The sequence below is a fragment of the Mesorhizobium sp. dw_380 genome (assembly GCF_018588885.1).
Classification (GTDB): Bacteria; Pseudomonadota; Alphaproteobacteria; order Rhizobiales; family Rhizobiaceae; genus Mesorhizobium.
This window is the reverse complement of sequence record NZ_JAFFIW010000035.1, coordinates 1-23,715: the sequence shown is the minus strand read 5'-3', so window position 1 is coordinate 23,715 and position 23,715 is coordinate 1. Positions and strand designations below refer to the sequence as shown.

At 63.0% G+C, this 23,715-nt stretch carries 24 protein-coding genes; 16 read left to right on the top strand and 8 right to left on the bottom strand.

Translation table 11 applies throughout. The features are described from left to right. Together JT360_RS25735 and JT360_RS25730 are read left to right on the top strand one after the other, a co-directional pair. Positions 1-1,356 (top strand): VpsF family polysaccharide biosynthesis protein, encoded by a 1,356-nt coding sequence (locus tag JT360_RS25735; RefSeq protein WP_214475163.1) that lies wholly within the window; start codon positions 1-3, stop codon positions 1,354-1,356. 147 nt (positions 1,357-1,503) lie between these two features. After that, positions 1,504-1,791, top strand: a complete 288-nt coding sequence (locus tag JT360_RS25730; protein ID WP_214475161.1) for a GIY-YIG nuclease family protein — start codon at positions 1,504-1,506, stop codon at positions 1,789-1,791. Between the two features lie 134 nt (positions 1,792-1,925). On the opposite strand, the gene JT360_RS25725 is transcribed toward JT360_RS25730, so the two are convergent. Both JT360_RS25725 and JT360_RS25720 read right to left on the bottom strand, forming a co-directional pair. After that, positions 1,926-2,093: a hypothetical protein gene (locus tag JT360_RS25725; protein ID WP_214475159.1), complete on the bottom strand. Its 168-nt coding sequence runs from the start codon at positions 2,091-2,093 to the stop codon at positions 1,926-1,928. Further along, on the bottom strand, positions 2,065-3,228 hold the full coding sequence (locus JT360_RS25720; protein WP_214475157.1) for a DUF1972 domain-containing protein: 1,164 nt from the start codon (positions 3,226-3,228) through the stop codon (positions 2,065-2,067). Before JT360_RS25720 ends, JT360_RS25725 begins: the two co-directional genes overlap by 29 nt. Before the next feature lie 320 nt (positions 3,229-3,548). On the opposite strand from JT360_RS25720, the gene JT360_RS25715 reads away from it, so the two are divergent. The 4 genes from JT360_RS25715 to JT360_RS25700 are packed head-to-tail and all read left to right on the top strand — an operon-like array spanning position 3,549 to position 8,504. Further along, positions 3,549-4,712 (top strand): glycosyltransferase, encoded by a 1,164-nt coding sequence (locus JT360_RS25715; RefSeq protein ID WP_214475155.1) that lies wholly within the window; start codon positions 3,549-3,551, stop codon positions 4,710-4,712. After that, positions 4,709-6,016: a polysaccharide biosynthesis protein gene (locus JT360_RS25710; protein WP_250889078.1), complete on the top strand. Its 1,308-nt coding sequence runs from the start codon at positions 4,709-4,711 to the stop codon at positions 6,014-6,016. Before JT360_RS25715 ends, JT360_RS25710 begins: the two co-directional genes overlap by 4 nt. Positions 6,017-6,025: 9 nt before the next feature. Continuing rightward, on the top strand, positions 6,026-7,243 hold the full coding sequence (locus JT360_RS25705; protein ID WP_214475153.1) for a GNAT family N-acetyltransferase: 1,218 nt from the start codon (positions 6,026-6,028) through the stop codon (positions 7,241-7,243). A gap of 37 nt (positions 7,244-7,280) precedes the next feature. After that, a complete protein-coding gene (locus JT360_RS25700; RefSeq protein ID WP_502845489.1) occupies positions 7,281-8,504 on the top strand; it encodes a GNAT family N-acetyltransferase in 1,224 nt (407 codons plus the stop codon). Positions 8,505-8,574: 70 nt separating this feature from the next. Here the strand turns inward: JT360_RS25700 and JT360_RS25695 are convergent, their stop codons facing one another. Then, positions 8,575-8,889: an EthD family reductase gene (locus JT360_RS25695; protein ID WP_214475246.1), complete on the bottom strand. Its 315-nt coding sequence runs from the start codon at positions 8,887-8,889 to the stop codon at positions 8,575-8,577. Between the two features lie 267 nt (positions 8,890-9,156). Here JT360_RS25695 and JT360_RS25690 point away from each other — a divergent pair, with 267 nt between their 5' ends. Together JT360_RS25690 and ligD are read left to right on the top strand one after the other, a co-directional pair. After that, positions 9,157-9,381 carry a hypothetical protein gene (locus JT360_RS25690; protein ID WP_214475151.1) on the top strand — a complete coding sequence of 75 codons (225 nt, stop codon included), beginning with the start codon at positions 9,157-9,159 and terminating at the stop codon, positions 9,379-9,381. 250 nt (positions 9,382-9,631) lie between these two features. Further along, positions 9,632-12,130 carry a DNA ligase D gene (gene ligD, locus JT360_RS25685; RefSeq protein WP_214475149.1) on the top strand — a complete coding sequence of 833 codons (2,499 nt, stop codon included), beginning with the start codon at positions 9,632-9,634 and terminating at the stop codon, positions 12,128-12,130. Positions 12,131-12,211: 81 nt separating this feature from the next. Here ligD and JT360_RS25680 read toward each other — a convergent pair whose 3' ends face one another. Continuing rightward, a complete protein-coding gene (locus tag JT360_RS25680) occupies positions 12,212-12,499 on the bottom strand; it encodes a GIY-YIG nuclease family protein (RefSeq protein ID WP_023767193.1) in 288 nt (95 codons plus the stop codon). Positions 12,500-12,812: 313 nt separating this feature from the next. On the opposite strand from JT360_RS25680, the gene ku reads away from it, so the two are divergent. From ku to JT360_RS25650, 6 genes are all read left to right on the top strand, one after another. Then, positions 12,813-13,718: a non-homologous end joining protein Ku gene (ku, locus tag JT360_RS25675; RefSeq protein ID WP_214475147.1), complete on the top strand. Its 906-nt coding sequence runs from the start codon at positions 12,813-12,815 to the stop codon at positions 13,716-13,718. Beyond that, positions 13,715-14,842, top strand: a complete 1,128-nt coding sequence (locus JT360_RS25670) for a tetratricopeptide repeat protein (protein ID WP_214475145.1) — start codon at positions 13,715-13,717, stop codon at positions 14,840-14,842. Before ku ends, JT360_RS25670 begins: the two co-directional genes overlap by 4 nt. Continuing rightward, entirely contained in the window at positions 14,839-15,525 is a 687-nt protein-coding gene (locus JT360_RS25665) for a hypothetical protein (protein WP_214475143.1), read from the top strand. The genes JT360_RS25670 and JT360_RS25665 overlap by 4 nt, the downstream gene beginning before the upstream one ends. 55 nt (positions 15,526-15,580) lie before the next feature. Continuing rightward, positions 15,581-16,234, top strand: a complete 654-nt coding sequence (locus JT360_RS25660; protein WP_214475141.1) for an alpha/beta hydrolase family protein — start codon at positions 15,581-15,583, stop codon at positions 16,232-16,234. Positions 16,235-16,386: 152 nt separating this feature from the next. Next, positions 16,387-17,157: an exodeoxyribonuclease III gene (locus JT360_RS25655; protein ID WP_214475139.1), complete on the top strand. Its 771-nt coding sequence runs from the start codon at positions 16,387-16,389 to the stop codon at positions 17,155-17,157. A gap of 451 nt (positions 17,158-17,608) precedes the next feature. After that, positions 17,609-19,303 (top strand): peroxidase family protein, encoded by a 1,695-nt coding sequence (locus JT360_RS25650; protein WP_214475137.1) that lies wholly within the window; start codon positions 17,609-17,611, stop codon positions 19,301-19,303. Between the two features lie 291 nt (positions 19,304-19,594). Here the strand turns inward: JT360_RS25650 and JT360_RS25645 are convergent, their stop codons facing one another. Both JT360_RS25645 and JT360_RS25640 read right to left on the bottom strand, forming a co-directional pair. Continuing rightward, positions 19,595-19,807, bottom strand: a complete 213-nt coding sequence (locus JT360_RS25645) for a hypothetical protein (protein WP_214475136.1) — start codon at positions 19,805-19,807, stop codon at positions 19,595-19,597. Positions 19,808-20,570: 763 nt separating this feature from the next. Next, entirely contained in the window at positions 20,571-20,894 is a 324-nt protein-coding gene (locus tag JT360_RS25640) for a hypothetical protein (RefSeq protein WP_214475134.1), read from the bottom strand. A 292-nt stretch (positions 20,895-21,186) separates the two neighbouring features. Here JT360_RS25640 and JT360_RS25635 point away from each other — a divergent pair, with 292 nt between their 5' ends. Beyond that, positions 21,187-21,432 carry an exopolysaccharide production repressor protein gene (locus JT360_RS25635; protein WP_214475244.1) on the top strand — a complete coding sequence of 82 codons (246 nt, stop codon included), beginning with the start codon at positions 21,187-21,189 and terminating at the stop codon, positions 21,430-21,432. Between the two features lie 64 nt (positions 21,433-21,496). On the opposite strand, the gene JT360_RS25630 is transcribed toward JT360_RS25635, so the two are convergent. Then, on the bottom strand, positions 21,497-21,772 hold the full coding sequence (locus JT360_RS25630; protein WP_214475132.1) for a hypothetical protein: 276 nt from the start codon (positions 21,770-21,772) through the stop codon (positions 21,497-21,499). Between the two features lie 563 nt (positions 21,773-22,335). Here JT360_RS25630 and JT360_RS25625 point away from each other — a divergent pair. Then, a complete protein-coding gene (locus JT360_RS25625; protein WP_214475131.1) occupies positions 22,336-22,638 on the top strand; it encodes a DUF1236 domain-containing protein in 303 nt (100 codons plus the stop codon). 106 nt (positions 22,639-22,744) lie between these two features. On the opposite strand, the gene yghU is transcribed toward JT360_RS25625, so the two are convergent. Further along, a complete protein-coding gene (gene yghU / locus JT360_RS25620; protein ID WP_214475129.1) occupies positions 22,745-23,611 on the bottom strand; it encodes a glutathione-dependent disulfide-bond oxidoreductase in 867 nt (288 codons plus the stop codon). Positions 23,612-23,715 lie beyond the last annotated feature (104 nt).

Here is a 23,715-nt window from a genome sequence, read left to right as displayed (position 1 = left end):
ATGGCCGCCACCTGGGCTGCCGTCCCGGCCGCCTCGGGCCATGGTGGCGTCGCCTCGGGACGCTCCGTCGACCGGGTGACCCGCTTCGGAGTGACCGTGGCGGTGGCGCTGCTGTTCGGCGTCTCGGGCGGCCTGCTGTGGGTTGTGGGTTATAACTACGAAGGCCTGCTCGGCAGCGCGCTGACCAAGATCCATCCCTCCACCTATCTCTTCGTGCTTCTGTTCGCGTGGCGTGCCTGCCTGTTCGGCAACCCCGTCGGTTATGCGGTCGACGTTGCCGACAGGCGGCCGGCCGCGGCGCTCATGATGGTGACCGCCATCGTGCTTCTGTGCGTCGTGGTGCTGCGGCAACGCCCCGGCATGGCCGGCATGATCGACACCTATGTGGCGCCGTCGCTGGTCGTGCTGATGCTTGGCGAGGATGACGAAAGGGCATTCGCGCGGCTGCGGGCCGTCATTCATGTCGTCATGACGGCGAATGCGCTGCTTGCGCTGTTCGAGTTCGCCACCAAGACGCTGATCTTCCCCTACCGGTTCGACGGCGCGGTGTTCGTCAACGACCTGCGCTCGACCGCACTTCAGGGCCATCCGCTCAGCAATGCCACGGTCACCGCGATCTACGTGCTGGCGCTGCTCTCCGGTTCACGCTCCTTGCCAACGTCGCTGCGGCTCGGGCTGATCGGCCTGCAATTCGCGGCGCTCGTCACCTTCGGCGGCCGCTCGGCGATGGTGGTGACGATCGTGCTCGGCGGTTTCTACCTGCTTATTCTGGGTGTCGGCAAATTGCGGCAAGGACGCGTCAACTTGCTGGGTGCGGCGCTGGGCTTCATGCTTGCCGCGCTGCTGCCGGTCGCCATCGTCCTGGCGGCGTCCTACGGCTTCTTCGATGCGTTGCTGGAGCGCTTCGTGTCGGACAATGGCAGCGCCAATGCCCGCGTCGAGATGTTCGAGCTCTTCAAGCACCTGGAACTGCGCGACCTGATCGTCGGGCCGGATATCGACCTGGTCGAAAGCCTGCGCCGCATCAACGGCCTCGAACAGGGCATCGAGAACCCGATCATCCGCATGGTCATCTACCAGGGCATCGTCTTCACCCTGCTGATGGCGTTCGCCTTCGCACTGTTCATGCGCGAGGTGGCGCGCCACTGCCATCCCGGCATCTGGCTGCCGATGCTTGGATGGCTGCTCCTGCTCAACACCTCGGAAAGCATCGCGTCGAAGACGGCGATCCTGACCAAGGTGGTGGTGATGGCGCTGGCGCTGTACCGGCCGGCAAGGGCGGTGGTGGGGCGAGGGGCACAAGCGGGGCGCGGAGCTGCGAATGACAAGCGAAAGGGCCTGCCCCTTCGCCGTTAGCGTCAGGCTCCCCCGCGCTTCGTCATCCTATGGCGAAGCAAGGAGCGAAGCGACGCGGCGCAGACCATAGGATCCATGCCGTGACGTTGGTCGAAGGATGCAGCGGTCAGGAATAGCCGCTCGAACCTACGCGGGTTAAAGTCACGGATGACTGGGTATGTCTACATGACTGCAAGCCAGAAGCGCGGCACGATCTATATAGGCGTTACCAATGACCTCGGCCGCCGCATCCCTGAGCACAAGTCTGGCCAAGGCGCAGGCTTCACCAGTCGCTACGGCGTGCAGCGCCTTGTTTGGTATGAGGAGTACTTCGACATCACTGACGCTATACAGCGCGAGAAGTCGCTGAAGCGTTGGGCACGCCAGTGGAAGATCGACTTGATCGAAAAGACCAATCCTGAGTGGTTCGAGCTTTTTCGCGGCACGGGATGGTGAGCATTCTGCACCGTTGCGGCGCTTCAACGTCCCGGCATGGATCCTAGGGTCTGCGCCGCGTCGCTTCGCTCCTTGCTTCGCCCTAGGATGACGAAGTCGAGGGAGACGCTTAGGCAAATCCGGCGGTAAGCAATCTACTCCACCGGCATAGCCAACCCAAGTGCCTCGGCGCTCTGCGTGACGGCATCGGCGCGCAGCGCGCCGAATTCGCCCATGCGCTCTGAGGCGCCATGCACGCCGCCGTCTTCAGCACCCGCCGGCGCGGCCGGCCACTCATGCGGTGCCGGGCGATGGACGCGCAAGCGCGTCGGCGGCGCTCATGCCGAGCAAGCGGTAGGCTTCACGCTCATAGGCGACCAGGACATCCTCCCAGCGGAAGGCTTCACGGGCCCGGACCCTGGCGGCGGCGCCGCAGGTCCTGACGAGCGCGTCGTCCTCCATCGCCTGCCGCATCCCCTCGGCGCAGCTTTGCGTGTCGGTGAAGTGGATGGCGGCGGCACCCGCGGTCCACCTGTTGTATGGGTTGTCGTGGGCGATCACCATGTTGCCGGCGGCCAGCGCCTCGACCAGCGAAGGGTTGGTGCCGCCGACCGTGTGGCCATGCATATAGGCGCGCGCGTGATACCTGAGCGCCTTCACCGCCGCCTGGTCGTAGATGGCGCCGGGCAGGACCACGGAGGCGTTCGCCGCCTTGCGGACGGCGACATGATAGGGAATCGCGTCGGAAAGCGTGCCAAGCACCACCAGCTTCATGTCGCGTTTCTGGCTGCAGAAGGCTTCGACGATGGGCAGGATGTTGTTGTCGGGCTCGATGCGCGCGATCGAGATCAGGTACTTTCCAGGCTCAAGGCCAAGCGCGCGCACGGGCGCCTCGGGTGCGTCCGTCACCGGATCGGCGCCATAGGCGATGGTGGCGATGGCGCTGCGCGGCCGGCGCGTTGCCAGATGGTCCGCAATGACAGGATGGTCGGCGACCAGGCGGTGCGAGGCCCAGGCGCCGATCCACTCATTGAGCCAGAACCATGTGCGCGCCGCGCGCCCCCATTTGGGGCGGCGCCACTCGATACCGTCCATGTTGGTGATGACCTTGCGCCGCATCAGCCTGAGCCAGGTCAGGAAGACCGCGCCATTATAGCCAAGCACCAGACAGACGCCGGGCCGCCGGGCAGCGTCGAGCACACATTGCCAGTCGAATTCCAGTGTCGCGCGCGGACCTTTCGAGGCGACCTGGATGTGGATGAGATCGATGCCGCGCCAGGTTTCGACGCGCACCCTCTGGCCGACCTGCTCGACCTCCTCCTGGCAGTAGACGCCGACCTTCCAACCGCGTCCGGCCAGAAAAAGCGCCAGCCTTTCCGCGAAGGTTTCAAAGCCGCCATGCGCCGCGGGAATGCCGCGCGTTCCCAGGATCAAAATGGCAGGCGTCTCTGATTTCATGGCCGGTGGCGCTTTCGGATCGGTTCTGTGTGTATATTAGCTATTACTGTATTATCAAAAGAAGACTGGCAACTTCCGTGCCATCCCACGATTTGCGGTGTGCGGGCGGACGATCATCGCGCCGGGTTGTAAAAAAACGGTGTTGAACCGGGCGGTTGTTTCATTATCGGTCAACCCTTCTGTGTGTAGGTGTATCGAAACGAGGCGTTGCCAGGCGTTTGGGGTCCGGCAACGGACGGATCGCTCAGGCATGGTTCTTGCTACGAGGTTAATGCACGCCACCGCCTAGCGCGATGGCTGCAGCACCGGCGGATACAAAGATGCGGATTGCCTGCGTTCATCAGGGCTATGAACTCTATGGTTCGGACCGCAGCTTCGCGGAGAGCGTCGCTGCGCTGCGCGCCGCGTTTCCGTCCGCCGACATCGAAGTGGTGCTGCCGCGCAGTGGGCCGATCGTGCAAATCCTCGAGGCGCATGCCAGCCGGATCGTCTTCGAACCGCTTTGGGTGCTGAGACGCCAGGCCATATTGAGGCTGGCCACGGTCGAGATGGCACGGCTGCCGGTGGCGGTGCTGAGGGCGTGGCGGCGGCTCAGGGATTGCGACCTTACCTATGTCAACACCTCGATCGTCGCCGATTACGCGCTGGCCGCGCGCCTTCTCCCGCATAAGGCGGTGCTGCACATCCACGAAATTCCCGAAGGCGCCATGCGCAGGATCCTCATCGGCCTGATGCGCTGGAGCCATGCCGATCTCATCTTCAATTCGCGCGCCACCCGCGCCGCGTTCGGCGAGCCCAAATCCGCACGTTCCCATGTCGTCTACAATGGCGTTGCCGGTCCGGCGGCGGCAGAGGCGATGACCTATGACGGCAAGCGCCCGCTGCGGGTGCTGCTGCTTGGCCGCGTCAACCGCATCAAGGGCCAGGAGGTGCTGCTGGAGGCGATCGCCTCGATGCCGGCGGAGCTCCAGTCGAGGATCGAGGTGCGGCTGGTCGGCGGCGCCTTCGAAAGCGTCGAGCGCGAGCGCGCGCTGGCCGAACTGGTCGGCAGCATGGGGCTCACCGAACGGGTCAGCGTCCTGCCTTTCATACCGGACCCTTCCGAGCATTATCGCTGGGCCGACATCGTCACCGTGCCCTCGCGGCGCCCGGAATCGCTCGGCCGCGTCGCCATCGAGGCGATGGCTTATGGCCGCCCGCCTTTGGTGTCGGCGATCGGCGGGCTGGTGGAGGTGGTCAGCGACGGCGAGACCGGCTGGCATGTTCCACCAGGCGATGCGGCCGCCCTTGCCGCGAAATTGCAGGAGATCATCCTCGCCCCTGAGGCCTGGCGCGGTATTGTCGCCGCCGGCCGCAAACGCTACGAGACGATCTTCAGTGAGCCGGTCGCCGCGGCCGCGATCGCCGCGATCGCGGCCGACAAGCTGAAAGCCACCATGGCAAGGCCGGGCAGGGCGGCAACCGCCTGCCAGGCGGAGACATGACCGTGAAACTCCCGATCCATTTGGTCCGGCGCCTCGCGTTGATGATCGGCGGCGAAGCGATGCAGAGCGGCTTCCATTTCGCCCTCAACATCATGCTGCTGCACATGCTGTCGGCGCAAGGCTACGGCCTCTTCGCCATCGCGATGGTGATGGGCGGTGTCGGCATATCCTACATCAGGTCGCTCACCGCCGTCCCCGCGTCGATATGGATGGCCAAAAGCGCCAACAGCGCCGGCGTCGATGCCCATGACGTGGCCTTTGGAACGGCGGCGGTGGTCGTGGCGCTGCTGATGGCCGTCGTCACGGCTGTCCTGATGCGCCTGCTGGGCGACCCAAGCGGCATTGCCGCCGGCTGCTTCGTCGGCGCGTGGTCGCTGCGCAGCCATATGCGCACGGCATTCTTCGCGCGCCGCCAGCAGGTGATCGTCTCCATCAGCGACGCCGCCTTCACAATCTTCGGCACCGTCCTGGCCGGTCTGGCGATATGGTTGGCCAAGGATGCGCTGCAGACCATGTTCTGCGTACTTGCCGCGGCGAATCTCGTCGGCATCTTCGTCCTGGCCCGGCTGGCGGGCCGCAGGCTTCGCATCAGCTTCCGCATGCCGACGCGGCGACGCTACACCAAGCTCTGGCGCCAGCTGAGCTGGTCGGCCTTCAGCGCGACCACCACCAACATCCAGGGTCAATGCCTGGCGCTGCTGGTCGCGGGCATTGCCGGGCCTGCCGCCTACGCACCGCTTGCGGCGGTTCTCTTGCTGTTCGCGCCACTGCGCATCATCACCCTCGCCTTCGTCAACATGTTTCAGCCGGAGCTTGCCAAGCTGATGGGCAACAACGAAACACGCCGCGTCTGGGCGCAGGCGAAAATCTGGTCTATCGTCATGGGGCTCGGCAGCCTCGCCTATGGCTGCGCGATCATGTTTGTCCTGCCGATGATAAAATCCCAGGCTCTCCAGGATGCCTCGGTCGGGTTCATCGGGCTTTTCGTGATCGCGAATTTTGTGCCTATCACCGCCTATGTCATGCCTCGCGTCGTTCTCGAGGTGATGGGCGATTTCCGGATCGTCGCGTTCATCACGATGGGCGGCGCGATCGTCGGGCTGGCGCTGATCGCGATCCTGCTTTCAGTCGCGTCTCCGCCCTGGGCGCTGCTGGGCTCCGCGGCCTCCGAGACCTTCGTGCTCGTGGCATCCTGGTATTTCGCGCACCACCGCATGTGGAACATCGAGCACCCGGACCAGCAGCACTCCAGCCGCCTGGGTTCGTGGCGGCGGGCGATCACGTTCGCCGCGGCGAAACGATAGGAGACGCACGTGACAGGCCAGGCAGTGGGAATTGCTGAGGTGACCGGCTTGCCCGACAGGCAGGTCTCTCATCCAGTCGGCGTCGCCGCGAACGACGCCTACACGGCGCGATTGCACACCAGCCTTGAGACGGTCAGGCCGCTGTGGCTGCGCTTGCAGGCGGACGGTGTGTGCACCGGCCATCAGCATTATGCGTGGGCCGAGGGGATCGTCGGGCAACTGATGCCGGACGGTGCCGAACCCCTCATCGTGGAAGTGAACGACGCTGCGACGGGCGAACCCAGGATGCTGGTGCCGCTGATGCGGCGGCCGGCCTTCGGCCATCGGGTGATTGAATGGCTGAGCTGTGGCGTGTGCGATTATTCGGCGCCGCTGCTGGCGGATGCGAGGCCGTGGACCGCACAATCCGCACAGACGGCCTGGGCCGCGGTGCGCTCCGTGCTGCCGCCGGCGGACCGGTTCCATATCACGGGGATTCCGCGACAGATCAGCGGTGTCGCCAATCCGCTTGCCTTGCTCGCGGCCACGCGCGATTCCAAATACACCTCGTTCGGCATCGCCATCGACGGTGACCCGGACACGGTCCTCAAGCGCCTGTGCAGGCCCTCCTTCGTCAAGGAATTCAACAAGGACTGGCGCCGGCTCGAACGGCTCGGCGATGTGGAACTGGTCGAGGCCGGCACGCCGGCCGAGGTGGAGCGTATCTTCGGCGAACTGGTCCGGATGCGGCTCAGCCGCTTTCGCGAGCTTGGCCGCTTCGATCTGCTGGCGCAGGAGAGAGTCGTCAATTTCTACCGGAACGCCGCTGTTCAGGGCCTGTCGGACGGTTCGGTCCGGCTGTTTGGGCTGCGCGTCGGCGAGGCCCTGATCGCGGTCCAATATCTTCTGGCCCATCAAGACACTGTTCATGCTCTCCTGATAGCAATCGACCAGGGTGCGGTGCCCAATGTCTCACCAGGACTTGCAATCATGGGCAGGTTGATGGGCTGGGCGCGCGCGCAAGGCTTTGACTATTTCGACCTGTCGGTCGGCAACCAGGGCTACAAGGGAAATATGGGCGCCACGAGTTCGGTCCTGGTCGAACTCTGCCAAGGATTCACGATGCGGGGCGGTGTCGCGAGTGCCGGCATCGAGTTCCGCGACCGGATCGAGGCTTTCGTGCGCTCGAACCCAAGGCTGCTCAACGCGGTCCAGGGACTGACGCGGGGCTTGCGGCGCTTGCGCTGAGGACGCTCAGGGCGGGCCGAACGAACGGGAGAAGCATGTGTCAAGCCAGGCAATGAGACCGGCCGTGATGTCGAAAGCATCCGGCGGGCCGATCTCGCCGATTGCCGTGGGCGTGGCCGCCGCCGTGCGCTATACGGCGCGGCTGCACACCAGCTTCGACACGGTAAGGCCGCCGTGGCAGCGGATTGAGGCGAATGGCCTGTGTACCGGCCACCAGCGCCTTGCCTGGGTGGAGGGGATCGCCAGGCGGCTGATGCCCGAAAACGCGGACCTGCTCATCGTCGAGGTCGATGACGCCGCCACCGGCGCGCCTGCCATGCTTCTGCCGCTGATGCGCCGCCGCGCTTTGGGTCACTATGTGGTCGAATGGCTGAGCCGCGGCGTGTGTGACTATTCGGCGCCGCTGCTGGCCGATGCGAGACCCTGGACCAGGCAAAGTGCCGATGCCGCCTGGGCGGCGGTCTGCGCGGTGCTGCCGCCGACGGACCGAGTCCACATCGTGGGGATCCCGCAACAGATCCACGGTGTCGCCAATCCGCTGGCGCTGCTTTCGGTGGTGCGCGACTCCATCCAGATCGCCTCGGGCCTGGCCATGGATGGCGAGCCCGAAACGCTGATCAAGCGCATCTGCAAATCGTCCTTCGCCAAGAATTTCCACAAGCATTGCCGACGCTTCGAACAGCTGGGCAAGCTCGATCTGGTCGAAGCCGACACGCCTGCCCTGGTGGAGGCCCATTTCGCCACACTGCTGGAGCTCAGGCTCAACCGCTTCCGCGAGCTCGGGCGTTTCGACCTCCTGACGCAGGCGCTGGTCGTCGACTTCTACCGCAATGCTGCCCTGCAAGGTCTGTCCGACGGCTCGGTGCGGTTGTTCGGGCTGCGTGCCGGTCAAGCCTATCTCGCCGTCATCTATGTGGTAATCATGAAGGGTACCTTGCACGCCTTGCTGCTGGGGATCGACCAGGACGCGGTGCCCAACGTCTCGCCGGGCCTGACGACGATCGGCAAGCTGATGATGTGGGCGCGCGCGCAAGGGCTCGACTATTTCGACCTGTCGGTCGGCAGCCAGGGCTACAAGCAGCACATCGGCGCCTCGAGCGCGGTGCTGGGCGAGTTGTGCCAGGCGATAACGCTGCGCGGCACGGGCGCGACAGCCTATATCAAGCTGCGCGCAAAGACCGAGGTTTTCGTGCGCTCCAGGCCGGGGCTGTACAAGGCCGTGCATAATGTGATGTGCCGATTGCGGCGGTTGAAGAACTGAACGGACCTCCGCGGCCCCCGAAGCAGCTTCGGGAGCAGAGACCCACAGCCGCGCGCGGCGAAACGACCGCTCACAGCGCCTCGGTATCGAAGAGCAGCATCGCCTGGAGGTCGTCATCGCCGGCAAACTTGCGCCGGTCCGCCGCACAGGCCTTGCCGATCTCGCCGGCAAAGGCCGCGCGAATGGCCTCCAGACTGTCGAAATAGAGGGTCGCGACGATATAGGGCACCTCGCTTTGCAAGACGTTCACGATCGGCCGCCGGCTGATCTCATAGCGCTGCAGGCCGGGAAGCGTTTTGGCCAGCGGCACGTGGATCTCGAAATAGTGCCGGTCGAAGGCCGCCGGATCTGCGGGGGTTTTATAGATGACAAGCATCTTGGCCATGATGGTGCTCCCTGTTGTCTGGTGGTCGCGCTTCGTGAGCGCCGCACCAATGTCGTTCGCCGGGAGCGGATTTCGACAGGGTCTCGTGTTTTGATTCAAGTCGAGGCCCAAGACCGTTCAAAAGCCTGGCAAAATTTGTCCGAACCGCGGCCTGTGGTGGCCATCAACTCGGCAAATTGACAGGGCAGCGCGTCTCGGTCATCCTTGGGCCCAGTCGCCGGGCCGCGGAAGCGGCCGTGTTGTGTCAGGGCGACCGAGGGCAGCGTCATGATCAGTCCCGTCATCGGCCAGAATGCCAAGCGCGCCGCGGTGCGCAAGGCGCTCGACCGCCACAAGGTCTACATCACCGCGCAGAGCTTTTCGGACGGCGCCTACCGGGCGCGCGTGCTGGTCGACGGCGAGGCCTACTGGGTCGACGAATTCCGCCTTGCCCAGCTGCAGCAGGGATTGACGCCCGCCGAGCTCGAGCTGACGCCGGCTGCTGACGATTGAGACCACGTGAAAAATCGCGAGTGGTGCAAACGTAGCGCCCTACGGCGCCCCCCTCTGTCCTCCCGGACATCTCCCCCTCCAGGGGGGAGATTGGCAATTTCGCCTACCGCACTATTCCTTCAACGTCCGACATTCGCGAGGGCCGGCGTGAAGTTCGATCTCCCCCCAAGAGGGGGAGATGCCCGGCAGGGCAGAGGGGGGCGCGAAGGAACGAGGCGATTGTTGGTTTCCGCCAGGCTCGGCTTTTGACATGCCGCCCGCCAAGCTCCGCACCTATCGCGCCAAGCGCGAATTCACCAAAACGCCGGAACCCGCCGGCGGATTGATCACCGCCGAAGGCAACCGCTTCGTCGTCCACAAGCATCACGCCACATCAGACCATTACGATCTGCGCCTGCAGGTCGGCGATGTGCTGAAGAGCTGGGCGGTGCCGCGCGGGCCTTCGCTCAATCCGGCCGACAAAAGGCTGGCGGTCGAGACCGAGGACCATCCGCTCGAATATATCGACTTCGAAGGCGTCATTCCCGAGGGCGAGTATGGCGGCGGGCCGATGATCGTCTGGGACACCGGCACCTGGGCGCCGATGGACGATGTCGAGAAGAGCCTGCGCACCGGTGCCTCCAAGTTCCGGCTGGCCGGGGAAAAGCTGAATGGCGGCTGGATGCTGACCCGGCTGAAACCCAAGCCCGGCGAGGACGCGGAGAAGAAGAACTGGCTGCTGTTCAAGGAGCGTGACCTCGCGTCCGACACCAAGCTCGACATCCTTGAAGCGCGCCCGGAAAGCGTGAAATCCGGCCTGCGCATCGAGGACCTGGTGGCGCCACCGAAGCCGGCCGCGAAGTCGGCGCCGAAGCCCGGTTCGCTGAAGCCCGGCGAACTGCCGGGCGCGGCGAAGGCGCCGGCGCTCAGCCGCATCGAGCCGCAACTGGCGACACAGGTGCCGAAGCCGCCCGGCGGCGAAAGCCTTGCCGAGAATACCAACGAGCTCTGGCTGCATGAGATCAAATTCGACGGCTACCGCACCATGGCCCATGTATCCGACGGTGAGGTGCGGCTGATCACCCGTGGCGGCATCGACTGGACGAAGCGCTATGGCGACCTGCCGCACGCCTTCGCCAAGCTGCCGTGCCGCGAGGCGATCGTCGACGGCGAGATCGTCGTGCTCGACGGCCGGGGTATCAGCCGCTTCGCGCTGCTGCAGGACGCGCTGGCCGCGGGCGCCGGCAGCAAGCTGCATTTCTACGCCTTCGACCTCCTGCATCTCGACGGCTGGGACTTGACGAAGACGCCGCTGATCCGGCGCAAGGCGCTGCTGGCACAACTGCTCGCCGGTCTCGGCGCCAACTCCGCCATCCAGTTTTCCGACCATGTCGAAGGCTCGGGGCAAGGGCTCTATAACAAGGCTTCGGAGCTCGGGCTCGAAGGCGTCGTCTCCAAGCGGGCGACGGCGATCTACCAGAGCGGCCGCACCAAGAGCTGGACCAAGACCAAGGCGCTGCAGAATGGCGACTTCGTCATTGCCGGCTACACGGTTTCCGATGCGGCGGAAGGCCTGGCCGCACTCGGCCTTGCCGAGTTCGAGGATGGCGAACTGCACTATCGCGGCAAGGTCGGCACCGGCTTCGATGCCGGAACCGCCGCCGACCTGCTTGCCCGGCTGGGGCCGCTGACATCGGGTGCGACGGCGCCCGAAGGCGTGCCGCGCGAAATCATGCGCGAGATGCATTGGGTGAAGCCGCTGTTTTCGGCCCACATCCACTATGCCAATCGCACGGCGGACAATGCGCTGCGCCACGCGGTGTTCCGGGGGCTCAGGGATGTCGGGCTGTCGACGCCGGTCTCGGCCAAGCGCAAGCGGTTGATCGCGGAAGCGGACCTTGCCACCATCTGGGTGACCAACCCGACGCGGCGGCTGTTCGGCAAGACCGGACCGACCAAGCTCGACATCGCCGTCTATTACGCGCTGGTCGGCGACTTCATGCTGCCGCACATCCTCGGCCGCCCGGTGTCGCTGGTGCGCTGCCCGACCGGCCTGCCGAAGGACTGTTTCTTCCAGCGCCACGCCTTCACCGGCATGCCGCCCTCGGTGGTGACGTTCCAGGCGACCAATTCCGAAGGCGAGACAAAATCCTATCTCTCGGTCGAAGGCGCCAAGGGCTATCTGGCGCTGGCGCAGTTCGGCGTCGTCGAGTTCCACACCTGGGGCACGCATCGCACCAATCTCGACAGACCTGACCAGATCGTCTTCGATCTCGACCCGGGCGAGGGGATTTCCTGGCGCGAGGTGGTGGAGGCCGCCGTCCACATCAAGGGCGAGCTGGAGGGGCTGGGGCTGGTGCCGTTCGCCAAGACCTCCGGCGGCAACGGCATCCACATCACCGTGCCGGTGACACCTAAGCAGAACTGGAAAAAGCTGCATCAGGCGACCAGCGCCATTTCAACCCATCTGGCGGCCACCGCGCCCGACACCTTCACCACCACCATGGGCAAGGAGAACCGCAAGAAGCGCATCTTCATCGACTATCACCGCAACGCGCGCGGCCACACCTCGGCTGCCCCATACTCCCTGCGCGCCCGCACCAACCTGCCGGCCTCGACGCCGGTGAGCTGGAGCGACCTGGAGGCGATCGATGCGCCGCAGGACCTGAACTATTCGTCGCTGCCGGGGTTATTGGAGACGTCGGGGGATCCCTGGGCGGAGATTGAGGAGTTTGCCAGGGATTTGCCTACCCATCTTTCGTCATCCTAGGGCGAAGCAAGGAGCGAAGCGACGCGCGCAGACCCTAGGATCCATGCCGCGACTTAAGGGCGCCGCGACGGTGCAAAACGCTCACCAACCAGTTCCGCGAAAGAGCTCGAACCATTCCGGATTGGTCGTCTCGACCAGTTCGATCTTCCACTGTCGTGGCCAGCGTTTCAGGGACTTCTCACGTTGGATCGCATCAGTGATGTCGAAATACTCCTCGTACCAGACGAGGCGTTGCACGCCGTAGCGGCTGGTGAAACCTGAGCCCTGGCCGGACTTGTGCTCGGGTACGCGGCGGCCGAGGTCGTTGGTGACACCGATATAGATCGTGCCGCGCTTCTGGCTTGCGGTCATGTAGACGTAGCCGGTCATGTGGCCACGATAGCGGGTGGCGCGATCGACGGCTATTCTGATCCGCCGCATTCTTCGATCGATGTCACGGCATGGATCCTAGGGTCTGCGCCGCATCGCTCCGCTCCTTGCTCCGCCCTAGGATGACGAAGAGATATCATCGACGCTTCCGACAATTTGAATTATCCTCCGCCCGCGACCCCTCCGGCGCCCTAAAACATTTCGTCAGGGATTTGCCGGTATTGTGCTGGGTCGGTGTAGGATTTGCGCAGCCTTGTTCGTCCTGCGGACGAAGAGCGCTGCACGACAGTGCATGGCCGCGTAGGAGTGTATCATGGCGCCCAGGGCAAGTTGGAAAGGTTACCTCAAGCTCAGCCTCGTCAGCTGTCCGGTGCGGCTATATCCCGCCACCAGCGCCAGCGAGCGCATATCGTTCAACCAGCTGCACAAGAAGACCCACAACCGCATCAACATGAAGCCGGTCGACCCCGAACTCGGGCTGGTCGAGCGCACGGATCTGGTCAAGGGCTACGAGTACGAGGACAAGCAGTACATCATCATCGATGATGCCGACCTCGATGCGGTCAGGATCGAATCCAACCATACGATGAACATCGAGGCCTTCGTCGACGAGGGCGAGGTCGATGTCATCTATCAGGACGCGCCGTATTACCTGGCGCCGGATGGCGCGATGGCGGAGGAGACCTTCGCCGTGCTGCGCGAAGCCATGCGCAAGTCCGGCAAGCTCGCCATCGCGCGGCTGGTGCTGTCCAGCCGCGAGCGCGTGGTGACGATCGGCGCACGCGAGAACGGCATGTTCGTGTGCACGTTGAGGAACCCGAACGAAGTGCGCGGCACGGCTGAATATTTCGGCAACATCCCGGCCGGCAAGCCCGACCCGGAAATGCTCGAACTGGCCGAAGCGCTGATCAAGCAGAAGGAAACCACCTTCGACCCGAAGAATTACGAGGACCGCTACGAGATCGCGCTGATGGCAATGATCCGCGAGAAGCTCAAGGGCCACAAGCCGATCATAGCGGCCGCACCGGAGCGCGGCAATGTCATCAATTTGATGGATGCGCTGAAGGCTAGCCTGTCGCAGTCGAAGCCGCCGGCCAAGTCGAAGAGCAAGGCCGACGAGGCGCCCGCCAAGCCCGCCAAGAAGGCGGCAGCGGGTGGTGCACCTGAGAATCCGCTGAAGGCCAATCTGCTGAAGGCGGTCGGCAAGAGCAAGAAATGACGGCACGAGCCGTCCTGATCCAGGGCGCCGTGTTCGGCACGATCGGCGCGCTGGCGGCGTTTCCGCTGCGGCTCGCCGCGCGCGAGGTCGAGCGCCAGCACGGCCAGCTCAGGCGCGGCATCACCAGGCGCACAACGCATGTCGTGTTCGGCCGGACAATTTTGGCCAGGGCCGGGGTCGGTAAAAACGGCGATGCCGAGATCGAGCGCCGCGTTGCCGCCGAGCGCGCCGCCGGGCGTACGCTGATCAGCGAGAACGGCTTTTTGCGCCTGCTCGGGCTGATGAAGGCGCCGGAAGCATCGTCACTGTCGCGGCAATCGCTGATCGAGCAATCGCGGCTCTCCGGCGCCGACCTCGACCTGCTGTCGCTGTTCGATGCTTTCGAGCATGACGGGGAACCCTATTCCTTCCGCGACCTGATCCTGGCGCGCAAATATGCGGGCCTGGTGGCCGGCGGTGCGACATGGGGGGCGATCGCGCGCTCGGTGCACCGCTCCGGCCCGGTTGCCTCGCTGACCGCCAAATCGCTCAATGTCGGTTCCCAGCACGGCCGGCCCGACGCCATCTATCTCGAAGGCGGCCAAAGCGAGCTCGACGGTCAGTTGCTGTTCGATCTGGGTGCCGCCGCCCATGGCGACGACACGCTGGAAGACTTGTTCGCCGAGGCGGAAGCGGCGGAGGAGGGCGGCGACCATGATGGGGCGGCCGCGCTCTACCAGCGCTGCCTGGCCATCGACCCGACCGACGCCATCGCCGCCTTCAACCGCGCCAACTGCCTGCGCGCCGGCGGCCACGCGGCGGATGCCGCGCACGACTATATCAGCGCCTTAAAACTCGACCCGGCCTTCGTCGAAGCCTGGTTCAACCTTGCCGGACTGATGAGCGAACAGGGCCGCGACGCCTCGGCGCGACGGCATTTGCAGAAGGCGATCGGGCTCGACAAGACCTATGCCGATCCGGTGTTCAACCTCGCCCGGCTGGAATTCGACGCCGGACACCTGCTGGAGGCGCGCCGGCTCTGGGCGCGGTATCTGGAACTCGATGCGGAATCGGAATGGGCTGGCGTGGCGGCCAGGGGCGTGCAGTTCGTGGATATGCAACTGGCTCAGAAATCAGCATCGTGACTGACATGCTGGATGCAAAAACCATTCGAAGGAGGGTGGTGGAAGAGTTGCATGCTCGCCTTGGCGAAAGGTGGCTCAAGCCGGACGGCGCCAAGTTGCTCATCGCGTCCACGGACAACCTGACCGATTTCAGCGTAGAACTGGAGTGTTACACGGACCGCCGGTACGGCGAATATGATTGCTCGCTTGTGGCGGTGTTCACGTGGAAGAAGTTCGCGAAGTCCGACAAGGATTTCTTTGCCTGGTACGAGATCAAGGATCCGAGCTCGACACAATTCAGGACGCAAAGCTCCCGGCGATTGAGCAAATCGTTTCTGAGAGTAGGATTCGATGCCATCGACGGGGATTTCGTCAGGGGTCGTGGCACTTTCTGGGTGGCTAACGAAGCCGATCTCGCCATGTTCGTAACCCAGTGCGTCAACGATTTCGACGGTAAGGTCGGCGCATGGATCAGGCGATGGTTCACCTGGGCGTCGGCGCTCGACGTGATGGACGGCAATTCGCAATTGTGCGGCGCGTGGCGAGACACCGCCTATTTCTGCTTGCTCGAACAGGCTCACGGGCGTGAAGCTGCTTGCAAGTGGATAGGCGGTATCGACGCGACGGGCTGGCCCGGATTGCTCGCCGCGCGCGTGGAATATCTGCAATCGCAGGTTTGCGGCGCGGGTGCCGCGCAAGCATAATCTGGCGGCATGATTCAAGAAGGATTGGTAGGCTCATGCTTCGAAAGGCCGTCCCATGACCACCTTCCTCTTCGACGGTCCCGACACCGCCCAATCAACTATCCTGCTCGCCCACGGCGCCGGCGCGTCGATGGACTCTCCCTCGATGACCGCCACCGCCAAGGCTCTTGCCGCCGCCGGTTTCCAGGTCGTGCGCTTCGAATTCCACTACATGGCCGCCCGCCGCTATGGCCACCGCAAGCCGCCGCCGCGCGCCGAGACGGTGAACCCGGAATATGTCAAGGCAATCGCCGACCTCCGGGCGAAAGGCGTGACCGGCCAACTGATCATCGGCGGCAAGTCGATGGGCGGGCGGGTCGCCTCGATGGTCGCGGACGAGATGTTCGCCAAGGGCGAGATTTCGGGGCTGGTCTGCCTCGGCTATCCCTTCCATCCGCCTGGCAAGCCTGACCAACTGCGCACCAAGCATCTGGCCGGGCTGAAGACGCCGACGCTGATCTTCCAGGGCACGCGCGACGAGTTCGGCACCAGGGACGAGGTGGCGGGCTATGGGCTGTCCGATGCGATCGAGGTGATCTGGCTGGAGGATGGCGACCATGATCTCAAGCCGCGCAAGGGCGTTTCGGGGTTCTCGGCAGCCGATCATTTGAAGACACTGGCGGAGACGGTGAGGGCCAAGCTGACGCAACCATCGACTTCGTCATCCTAGGGCGAAGCATGGAGCGAAGCGACGCGCGCAGACCCTGGGATCCATGCCGTGACTTTCGAGAGCAGCAACGGGGCAAAAATCTGCACCGCTGCCTTCCATCGCAGGCGTCACGGCATGGATCCTCGGGTCAAGCCCGAGGATGACGACGCGCAATGAAGATCGCCACCTTCAACATCAACAACATCAACAGCCGGCTGGAAAACCTTTTGGCGTGGCTGGCGGTGGCAAAACCCGATGTCGTCTGCCTGCAGGAACTCAAGGCGCGCGATATGCAATTTCCGCGCTCGGCGCTCGCGGCGGCCGGCTATGGCGCGGTGTGGAGGGGCGAGCCGACCTGGAACGGCGTTGCCATACTCGCGCGCGGCGCCGAACCCGTCCTGACCCGCGATGCCTTGCCCGGCGACGATGCCGACAGGCAGAGCCGCTACATCGAGGCGGCGGTCAACGGCATCGTGATCGCTTGTCTTTATGCGCCGAACGGCAACCCGCAGCCGGGGCCGAAATTCACCTATAAGCTCGCCTGGCACGCGCGGCTGGAGGCGCATGCCGAACAGCTCCTCGACACCGGCCTGCCGGTGGTGCTGGCCGGCGACTACAACATCGTGCCCGAGCCGCGCGATATCTACCCCACCCGCTCCTATGACGACAATGCGCTGGTGCAGCCGGAAAGCCGGGCCGCCTTTGCCGCGCTCATCGAGCAGGGCTGGACCGACGCGCTGCGCAAGACGCACCCGAAGGAGACGCTCTACACCTTCTGGGATTATCGCCGGAACCGCTGGCCGCGCGACGCGGGCCTGCGGCTCGATCACATATTGCTGTCGAAGACGCTCGCCCGCCGGCTGACCGCGGCCGGCATCGATCGCGACGTGCGCGGGCAGGACGGCGCCAGCGACCATGCACCGGTCTGGGTGGAGTTGAGGTGACTCTGCACGAATGTCCGCCTGCGGCACAGCTCCGTCGCAGGCAAGAGAACACCACATTGCTTGTACCGGCATGACAGCTTGAACTGAATGGCGCCTTCAGCTGTTTGCCTGCCGAAGACAGGCTTTGAGAGCCCTTCCGCGGGAGCTGCCGGGAATTCAGCGTTGTTGGCAATGTTGACAAAAAACAATGATTTCTAGCGGTTGGAGAAATCATTGGATTTGTTCAGTGTGGTTCTCTTGTTTATTTGTTTTAGCGATAGCTTGACATTTGTCTTTGTTTACAGTTTTGTAAATATAGGTGAAATCCAACTCTTCAACTTCTATTTAAAAGCACGCCCGAATTGTCTATTTGGGAATTCATCAAATACTATCGTCAGGTCGCTTCATGTGCGTGGTGTCGCACTCGCGTCCGGATCTTGCCTGTCAAAGACACGTTTTGCGGGGGGCAGCCATGAAATCCAGTTCAGCCAAAAGTTCGTTTAGCCCACACGGAGGCGGCATCAGAGGCGCTGATGTCCCCCGCCGGTCATCTCTGTTCGAAGGCCGCTTCGGCCGGATGTTCAGGGAGCTTGCTCCAGCCGTTCATTCCCAAGCCGCTCTTGTCGCGTTGGGAGGCGAGATGACGGCCGACCCGGAGAAAACCGCGGACAACAGGCCCATGGCCGCGGTCGAGACGGATAAGCATATTCAGGATGACGAGGAAAATACCGGCATTGCGGCCGGATATACATATCTCGGCCAGTTCATCGACCATGATATCACTTTCGACCCCTCCTCCTTGCTGATGCAAATGAACGATCCGGACAGCTTGGTGGATTTCCGGACGCCTCGCCTCGACCTGGACAGCGTCTACGGTCGTGGTCCGGCGGACCAGCCCTATATGTATATCGACGGAAAATTTCGGCTGGGAAAACAACTTCATGAGCTGAACAAGCCTTCGACGTCGCGTGATCTTCCGCGCTACCGTGATCCGGAAAATCCCAAGTCCGCCGCACGCGCGCTGATCGGGGACAAGCGCAACGACGAGAACGTCATCGTCTCGCAGCTGCACGGCATATTCATGCGGTTGCACAACCGGCTGATGGACGAGCCAAAGTTGAAGGGAGCCTCGTTCGAAGAAGTCCAGCGCATGGTGCGCTGGCACTATCAGTATGTGGTTCTCAACGACTTTTTGCCGCGTATCTGCGGTGCTGAGTTGATTGATGAAATACTCCCTCACCGTAGGTCGATTGCCAATGCCGCCGACAAGAAGCCCAAGCTTCAGTTCTTCCATTGGCGCAACATGCCCTACATGCCGTTGGAATTTTCAGTGGCGGCCTACCGGTTTGGTCATTCGATGGTGAGGCCGATCTATCGGCTGAACACCGAATTGCATGGCGGCGATGATCCAATGTCGGCAACAGTTGACGAGAAGGCTCGCGGACTTGCCGGCCGCTTCTTCATATTCGCGGGTGTCGCCCACAGGGGTTTGAACGGCTTCGACGAATTTCCAACCCAATGGGCCATCGATTGGAGTTTGTTCTTCGACATTGACGGATCGGGTAGAAAGGGTGGCCCGCATCGGGCCCAGCCGGCCTACAAGATCGACACGTCCCTGGTGAACCCCCTTGGGTTCCTCCCGGAGTTTTCAAAAACGGTGCCGGCTTCGCCACCTCTCACTGTGGAGCAGTTGCAAGCCACGCCGATCGATCCGAAAAACGACCCAGCCAACCTCGCTGCCCGGAATCTGCTTCGGGGGCTCGCCTTGCGCATGCCAAGCGGGCAGAGCGTGGCACGGGCGATGGGTGTGCCGGTCATTCCTGATGCCGATCTGAAGATAGGAAAAGCCGTCCTCGACGAAATGAAGGGTGCCAAGAGCATAATCGATATCGACGGGGAATTCGCCGACAATGCACCGCTTTGGTATTATTTGTTGGCGGAAGCGCAGCACCACTGGTTCAAGCGCGCTTCGCAACCGGGCAGCAAGGGTGATGAGGAGCCGGTCCATTTGGGCCCGGTGGGCGGCCGTATTGTTGCGGAAACGTTGGTCGGCTTGGCCTATGGAGACGGTCATTCGTATCTGATCCAGGATCCGAACTGGGAACCCCCTATCGGAGGCAGATCCCTGACCATGGGACATCTCATAAAATACGCGCTTGGTGGCTGAACCGCAGCTGCTGGTGTGTGAGAGATCGGTTCTTCGGAGCGATGGCGTGGTGCTGTTTGCTGGGCGCCGTAGTGAGCGGGCTCGAGAGCCGGCGCCAGGCGTTTGCCATGGTCGACGCGGACGGGGGGCGCATTGTTGGGATGGCTTGGGACGTCCGCGTCAACCAGGGCGGCTCGTACCGCCGCATGAACAGCATTGCACATCGGCCGCTGATGGAAACTTCCGCGAAAACGGAATAGGCGAGGCTAAATTGCGGATGCCATACTGCCTACCATGCCACGCATAGCGACGTCATCGGTCAATCGGCCCGCGATCGCCCAACTGGGCCGATCGGGCCGGCACGGAGGAGAGAGCGTGTCGATGGGAGGGCTGCTCGCCGAGATAGAGCGCACCGCCAAGGACGAGGAACACAATCGCCACCGCCGCCAACCCGACCGTTAGCACGGCAACCGCCGTGCCGGGGCCATGGCCTGTCTTGATGATGGTGGACCGATGGTGCGTCACGCTGTCCTCGCGAGAAGAGTCCGGTTCTGGAGACTTGCGGCAAACGACGGCAGGGGCCGGATGTTCCCGGAGAGAGGGACTCCTTGGCCTTTTGCGTTTCCTTGTAGGACCAAGGTCTTGGGTGTTGGACGCAAAGGTCCGGGTGGACCCGTTCGGTTCTGGCAATGTCCATTGGACGTTCCGCGATTTAGCCAATTGCAATATAGCGCCTTATGCTGTCGAAGGACGAAGGTGGGCGCCGGGACGGGACAAGATGGCGGCGCGCGGCCTCCATTTCATCGGTCGATGGAGCCTTCGGCAGCGGATCCGATGGAGCCCCGTGCAGGCCGGACGACGATGCGAACACGCTCTTGCCAATCGCCGGGAATTCGACCTTGCAGGGCTCGTGGGCGGCTGAGCGATATCGCGGCTTCTCACGGCATGGCAAAGCCGAATTCGGTGCCTTCGCAACCGCCACCGTCGATTCGGTATCGTCCATGCCGGCGCGCGAGACCGACGTCTCCTGGAAAGTCGCGGCGACATCGAACCGCTTGGTTTTCCTTGTAGGACCAAGGTCTTAGGGGTCAGACGCAAAGGTCCGGGAGGCCCCGTTCGGTTCCGGCAATGTCCATTGGACGTTCCGTTATTTTAGTCAAACGAGATATAATGGTGCGGCCAAGCCGGAGGTCAAGGCCCGGCAAAAATATAGCCGACAAAGCTTTTTTCGCGGCTATCGCGGCGGGGAAAACAGCATTGTCGGGAGGAAGTCAAAACAGCCCTCCGCTCATGTCTCGTCGAACCCGCCCTCCCGCCTCGTGCGGCGGGCGATCGCGGCTTCTTCCTCGTCTTCGGGCAGGGCCTCGTCGCTGTCCTGATAGGGGTTGTCGTCGTCTTCCTCGGGAAGATCGCCCTCCTTTTCCAGATCATAGGCGAACTCCCCGTCTTCCGGCACCGGTTCAGGCAGGATATCGGCGCCCCGTACGGCATCCCAGTCCTGCCGCTGGATGGCCGGGCCTTCATCTTGCGCGTTGTCATTGTCGAGTTCGAGATCCGGATCGATTTCCCGCATCTCGTCAATCTCGGTGCGTGGTTTGTTGCGCGGTGCCATGGTTGCCTCCTGGAAAGACTGGAAGCGAAACTCGGGCTGAACGCGTTTGTTCCCGCGTCGGCGGGCAGGGACCCGCGCCAGGCATCGCGGGCGGCTTGCGGTCAAGCCTGCCACCACCAAAGCGCCGCGATCACCGCGATCCGACCAAGCCGACGCGCAACGAAATTCGAGAGCTGCCGGCGCGATGATCGAATACTTGCGCAGTTGCTAAAATAATGAAACGTTATGGGTGGATATTGGGATCCGGGCAGGGAGTCGCTTGGGCCGGGACGGGTTCGGCGATCAGGGGTCGATGTATTTTGGGCAGTTTCTCGTGGGGATGTCAGCCACATCAGCCGTTGTCGCGGTCTGGACCTACCTGGCTACAGGTTCTTTCTGGGCGGCATTTGCCTGGACGGTGGTGAGCCTGCTTGTCTTGCAGGTCGGCTACTTCGTACTCGTCGTGAGGCTGATCTACAGGCGCGCACAAGACGTGGCGACGAACCAGGATCCTATCGAGGCCGTCCCACCGCTGCATCGGGACGGTGTCCGGTTTTGACAACTGGATCTTAAGCGCCGGGATGGCGGCCCTCGCGGCCCGCCATCCCCTGGCGTGGACGATGTCAGGCGTGGCCGGCCAGCGCGTTCAACTTCGCGCAGAATTCGGCATGCGGCTTGCTCATCGCCGCATCCTGGCATTCCTTCATCATGGCCTTCTGGTTCTTCTTCGACATCTTCGCCCAGACCTTTTTCATATCGGCATCGGCCTTCATGGTCTTCATGGACTTGTCGGTGAAGAAGGGGGCCATCATCTTCGGCTCGTCGAGAATGCCGGCCAAGGCAGACCCCGCAATCACGGTGGCAGCCAGAACTCCCAAGCAAACAGTTTTGATCTTCATGAGCTATCCTCCCCTGTTCCTGCCGCCGGATTGGCGGCATCATCATCAATACCACCGGCGCAGGTCAATTTAGAGTGATCTAATATTACGGAGCGGTCACGTTTCTGTGAGCACATCCTTGCGTATGGCAAACAGGCAGCTCGGGGATTGGAACCAGATGCCAGCAGAGGCGTTTTGCGACGGTGACCGGTGAGGCCGCCACCTCCGCCGGCCCCTTTTGGGTCCGTCCTGCTTCAGGCAGGGCGGGCCTTTTCGGACCCCGGCAACAGCGCCGGGTTGCGGCTAGACACGATGACGGGTCGAACTCCCCTTCAGCCTTCAGAAAGAGTGTTCCGATGCCTTTCCGAAGCAAGTTGATTTCTTGACCAATTCTCAGGCGACATAGCCAGAAATACAATTGATCGATTGTCCAAAAGCATATCTGACGTTCTCTTTTGCACACCGGAACAATCGAAACCGGTATTTTCGAAAACTTCTCGAAATTCATTCAGCGATCGACATGGAACCTCGCGGCGATGGCCGAGTTTTTCCTGAGGGGCCAATAGCCAACCATGGAGGTTGTCATGAAACATTATCTTTCGACGAGTGCGGCGGCCGCGATCGTCCTGATGGGCGGAATTGGCGCGGCTCTGGCGGATACCGTCGTCGTGCAGCCGCAGGATGAGACGGTCGTTCGCGAATACATCACGAGAGAGCCGCTGGCGTCGGTGAATCTTCTGGGCGTCGAACTCAAGCTCGGCTCGTCGGTGCCGGACAGGGTCGTACTGCGCGAAGTGCCCAATGTCAGGTACCGCGTCGCCGTGATCAATCACCAGACTGTCCTGGTCGATCCCGACACCCGTCAGATCGTCGAGGTGCTGCACTGATCCGTGGCCTTGCCACGGCAGCCGGTGCGACACCAACTGGCCTAAAAAAGCCCGCCACGGTTCGTGTCCGTGGCGGGCTTTCTTTTGAATCCGGCGTTGCCGTTGTCTATTCGGCGGCCAGCTTGTCCTGCGTCCTAGTGTCGAAATCGCTGGCGTCATGACGCTCGTGCAACTGCATGGCCGGCTCGCCGAAGGCGCGATTGACCATTCGGCCGCGCTGGACCGCCGGGCGCGCGTCGATCGCCTTCGCCCAACGCTGCACATGGCTGTATTCCTGCACTGACAGGAACGTGGCCGAATCATTGTACATGCGGCCGAGCGCCAGCCCGCCATACCAGGGCCACACCGCCATGTCGGCGATCGAGTAATCCTTGCCGCCGAGATATTCAGTTTCGGCGAGGCGACGGTCGAGCACGTCCATCTGGCGCTTCACCTCCATCGAGAAACGATCGATGGCGTATTCGAATTTTTCCGGCGCGTAGGCGTAGAAATGGCCGAAGCCGCCGCCAAGATATGGCGCCGAACCCATTTGCCAGAACAGCCAGGACAGGACCTCCGCGCGGGCCGGCTGCTCGACAGGCAGGAATTCGCCGAACTTTTCGGCGAGATAGACCAGGATCGAGCCGGATTCGAAGATGCGGATGGGTGTCTTGCCGCTGCGGTCCATCAAAGCGGGGATCTTGGAGTTGGGGTTGACCTCGACGAAACCGCTGCCGAACTGGTCGCCATCGTTGATGCGGATCAGCCAGGCATCGTATTCGGCGCCCTCGTGGCCGCGCGCCAGAAGCTCCTCCAGCATGACAGTCACCTTGACGCCATTCGGCGTCGCCAGCGAATAGAGCTGCAGCGGATGCTTGCCGACGGGCAGTTCCTTGTCATGCGTCGGTCCGGCGATCGGCCGGTTGATGCTGGCAAAGGCGCCGCCGCTCGGCTTGTTCCAGGTCCATACTTTCGGCGGGGTGTACTGGTTCATCTCGAGGCCTTGTCTTTGGGGCTTGTGGAAAGGATGGGCGGTCCGTCTACAGCTAGGGCTGTTGGTGGCAAAGTTCAACTTGCGTTGAACTATTATCGACGCCG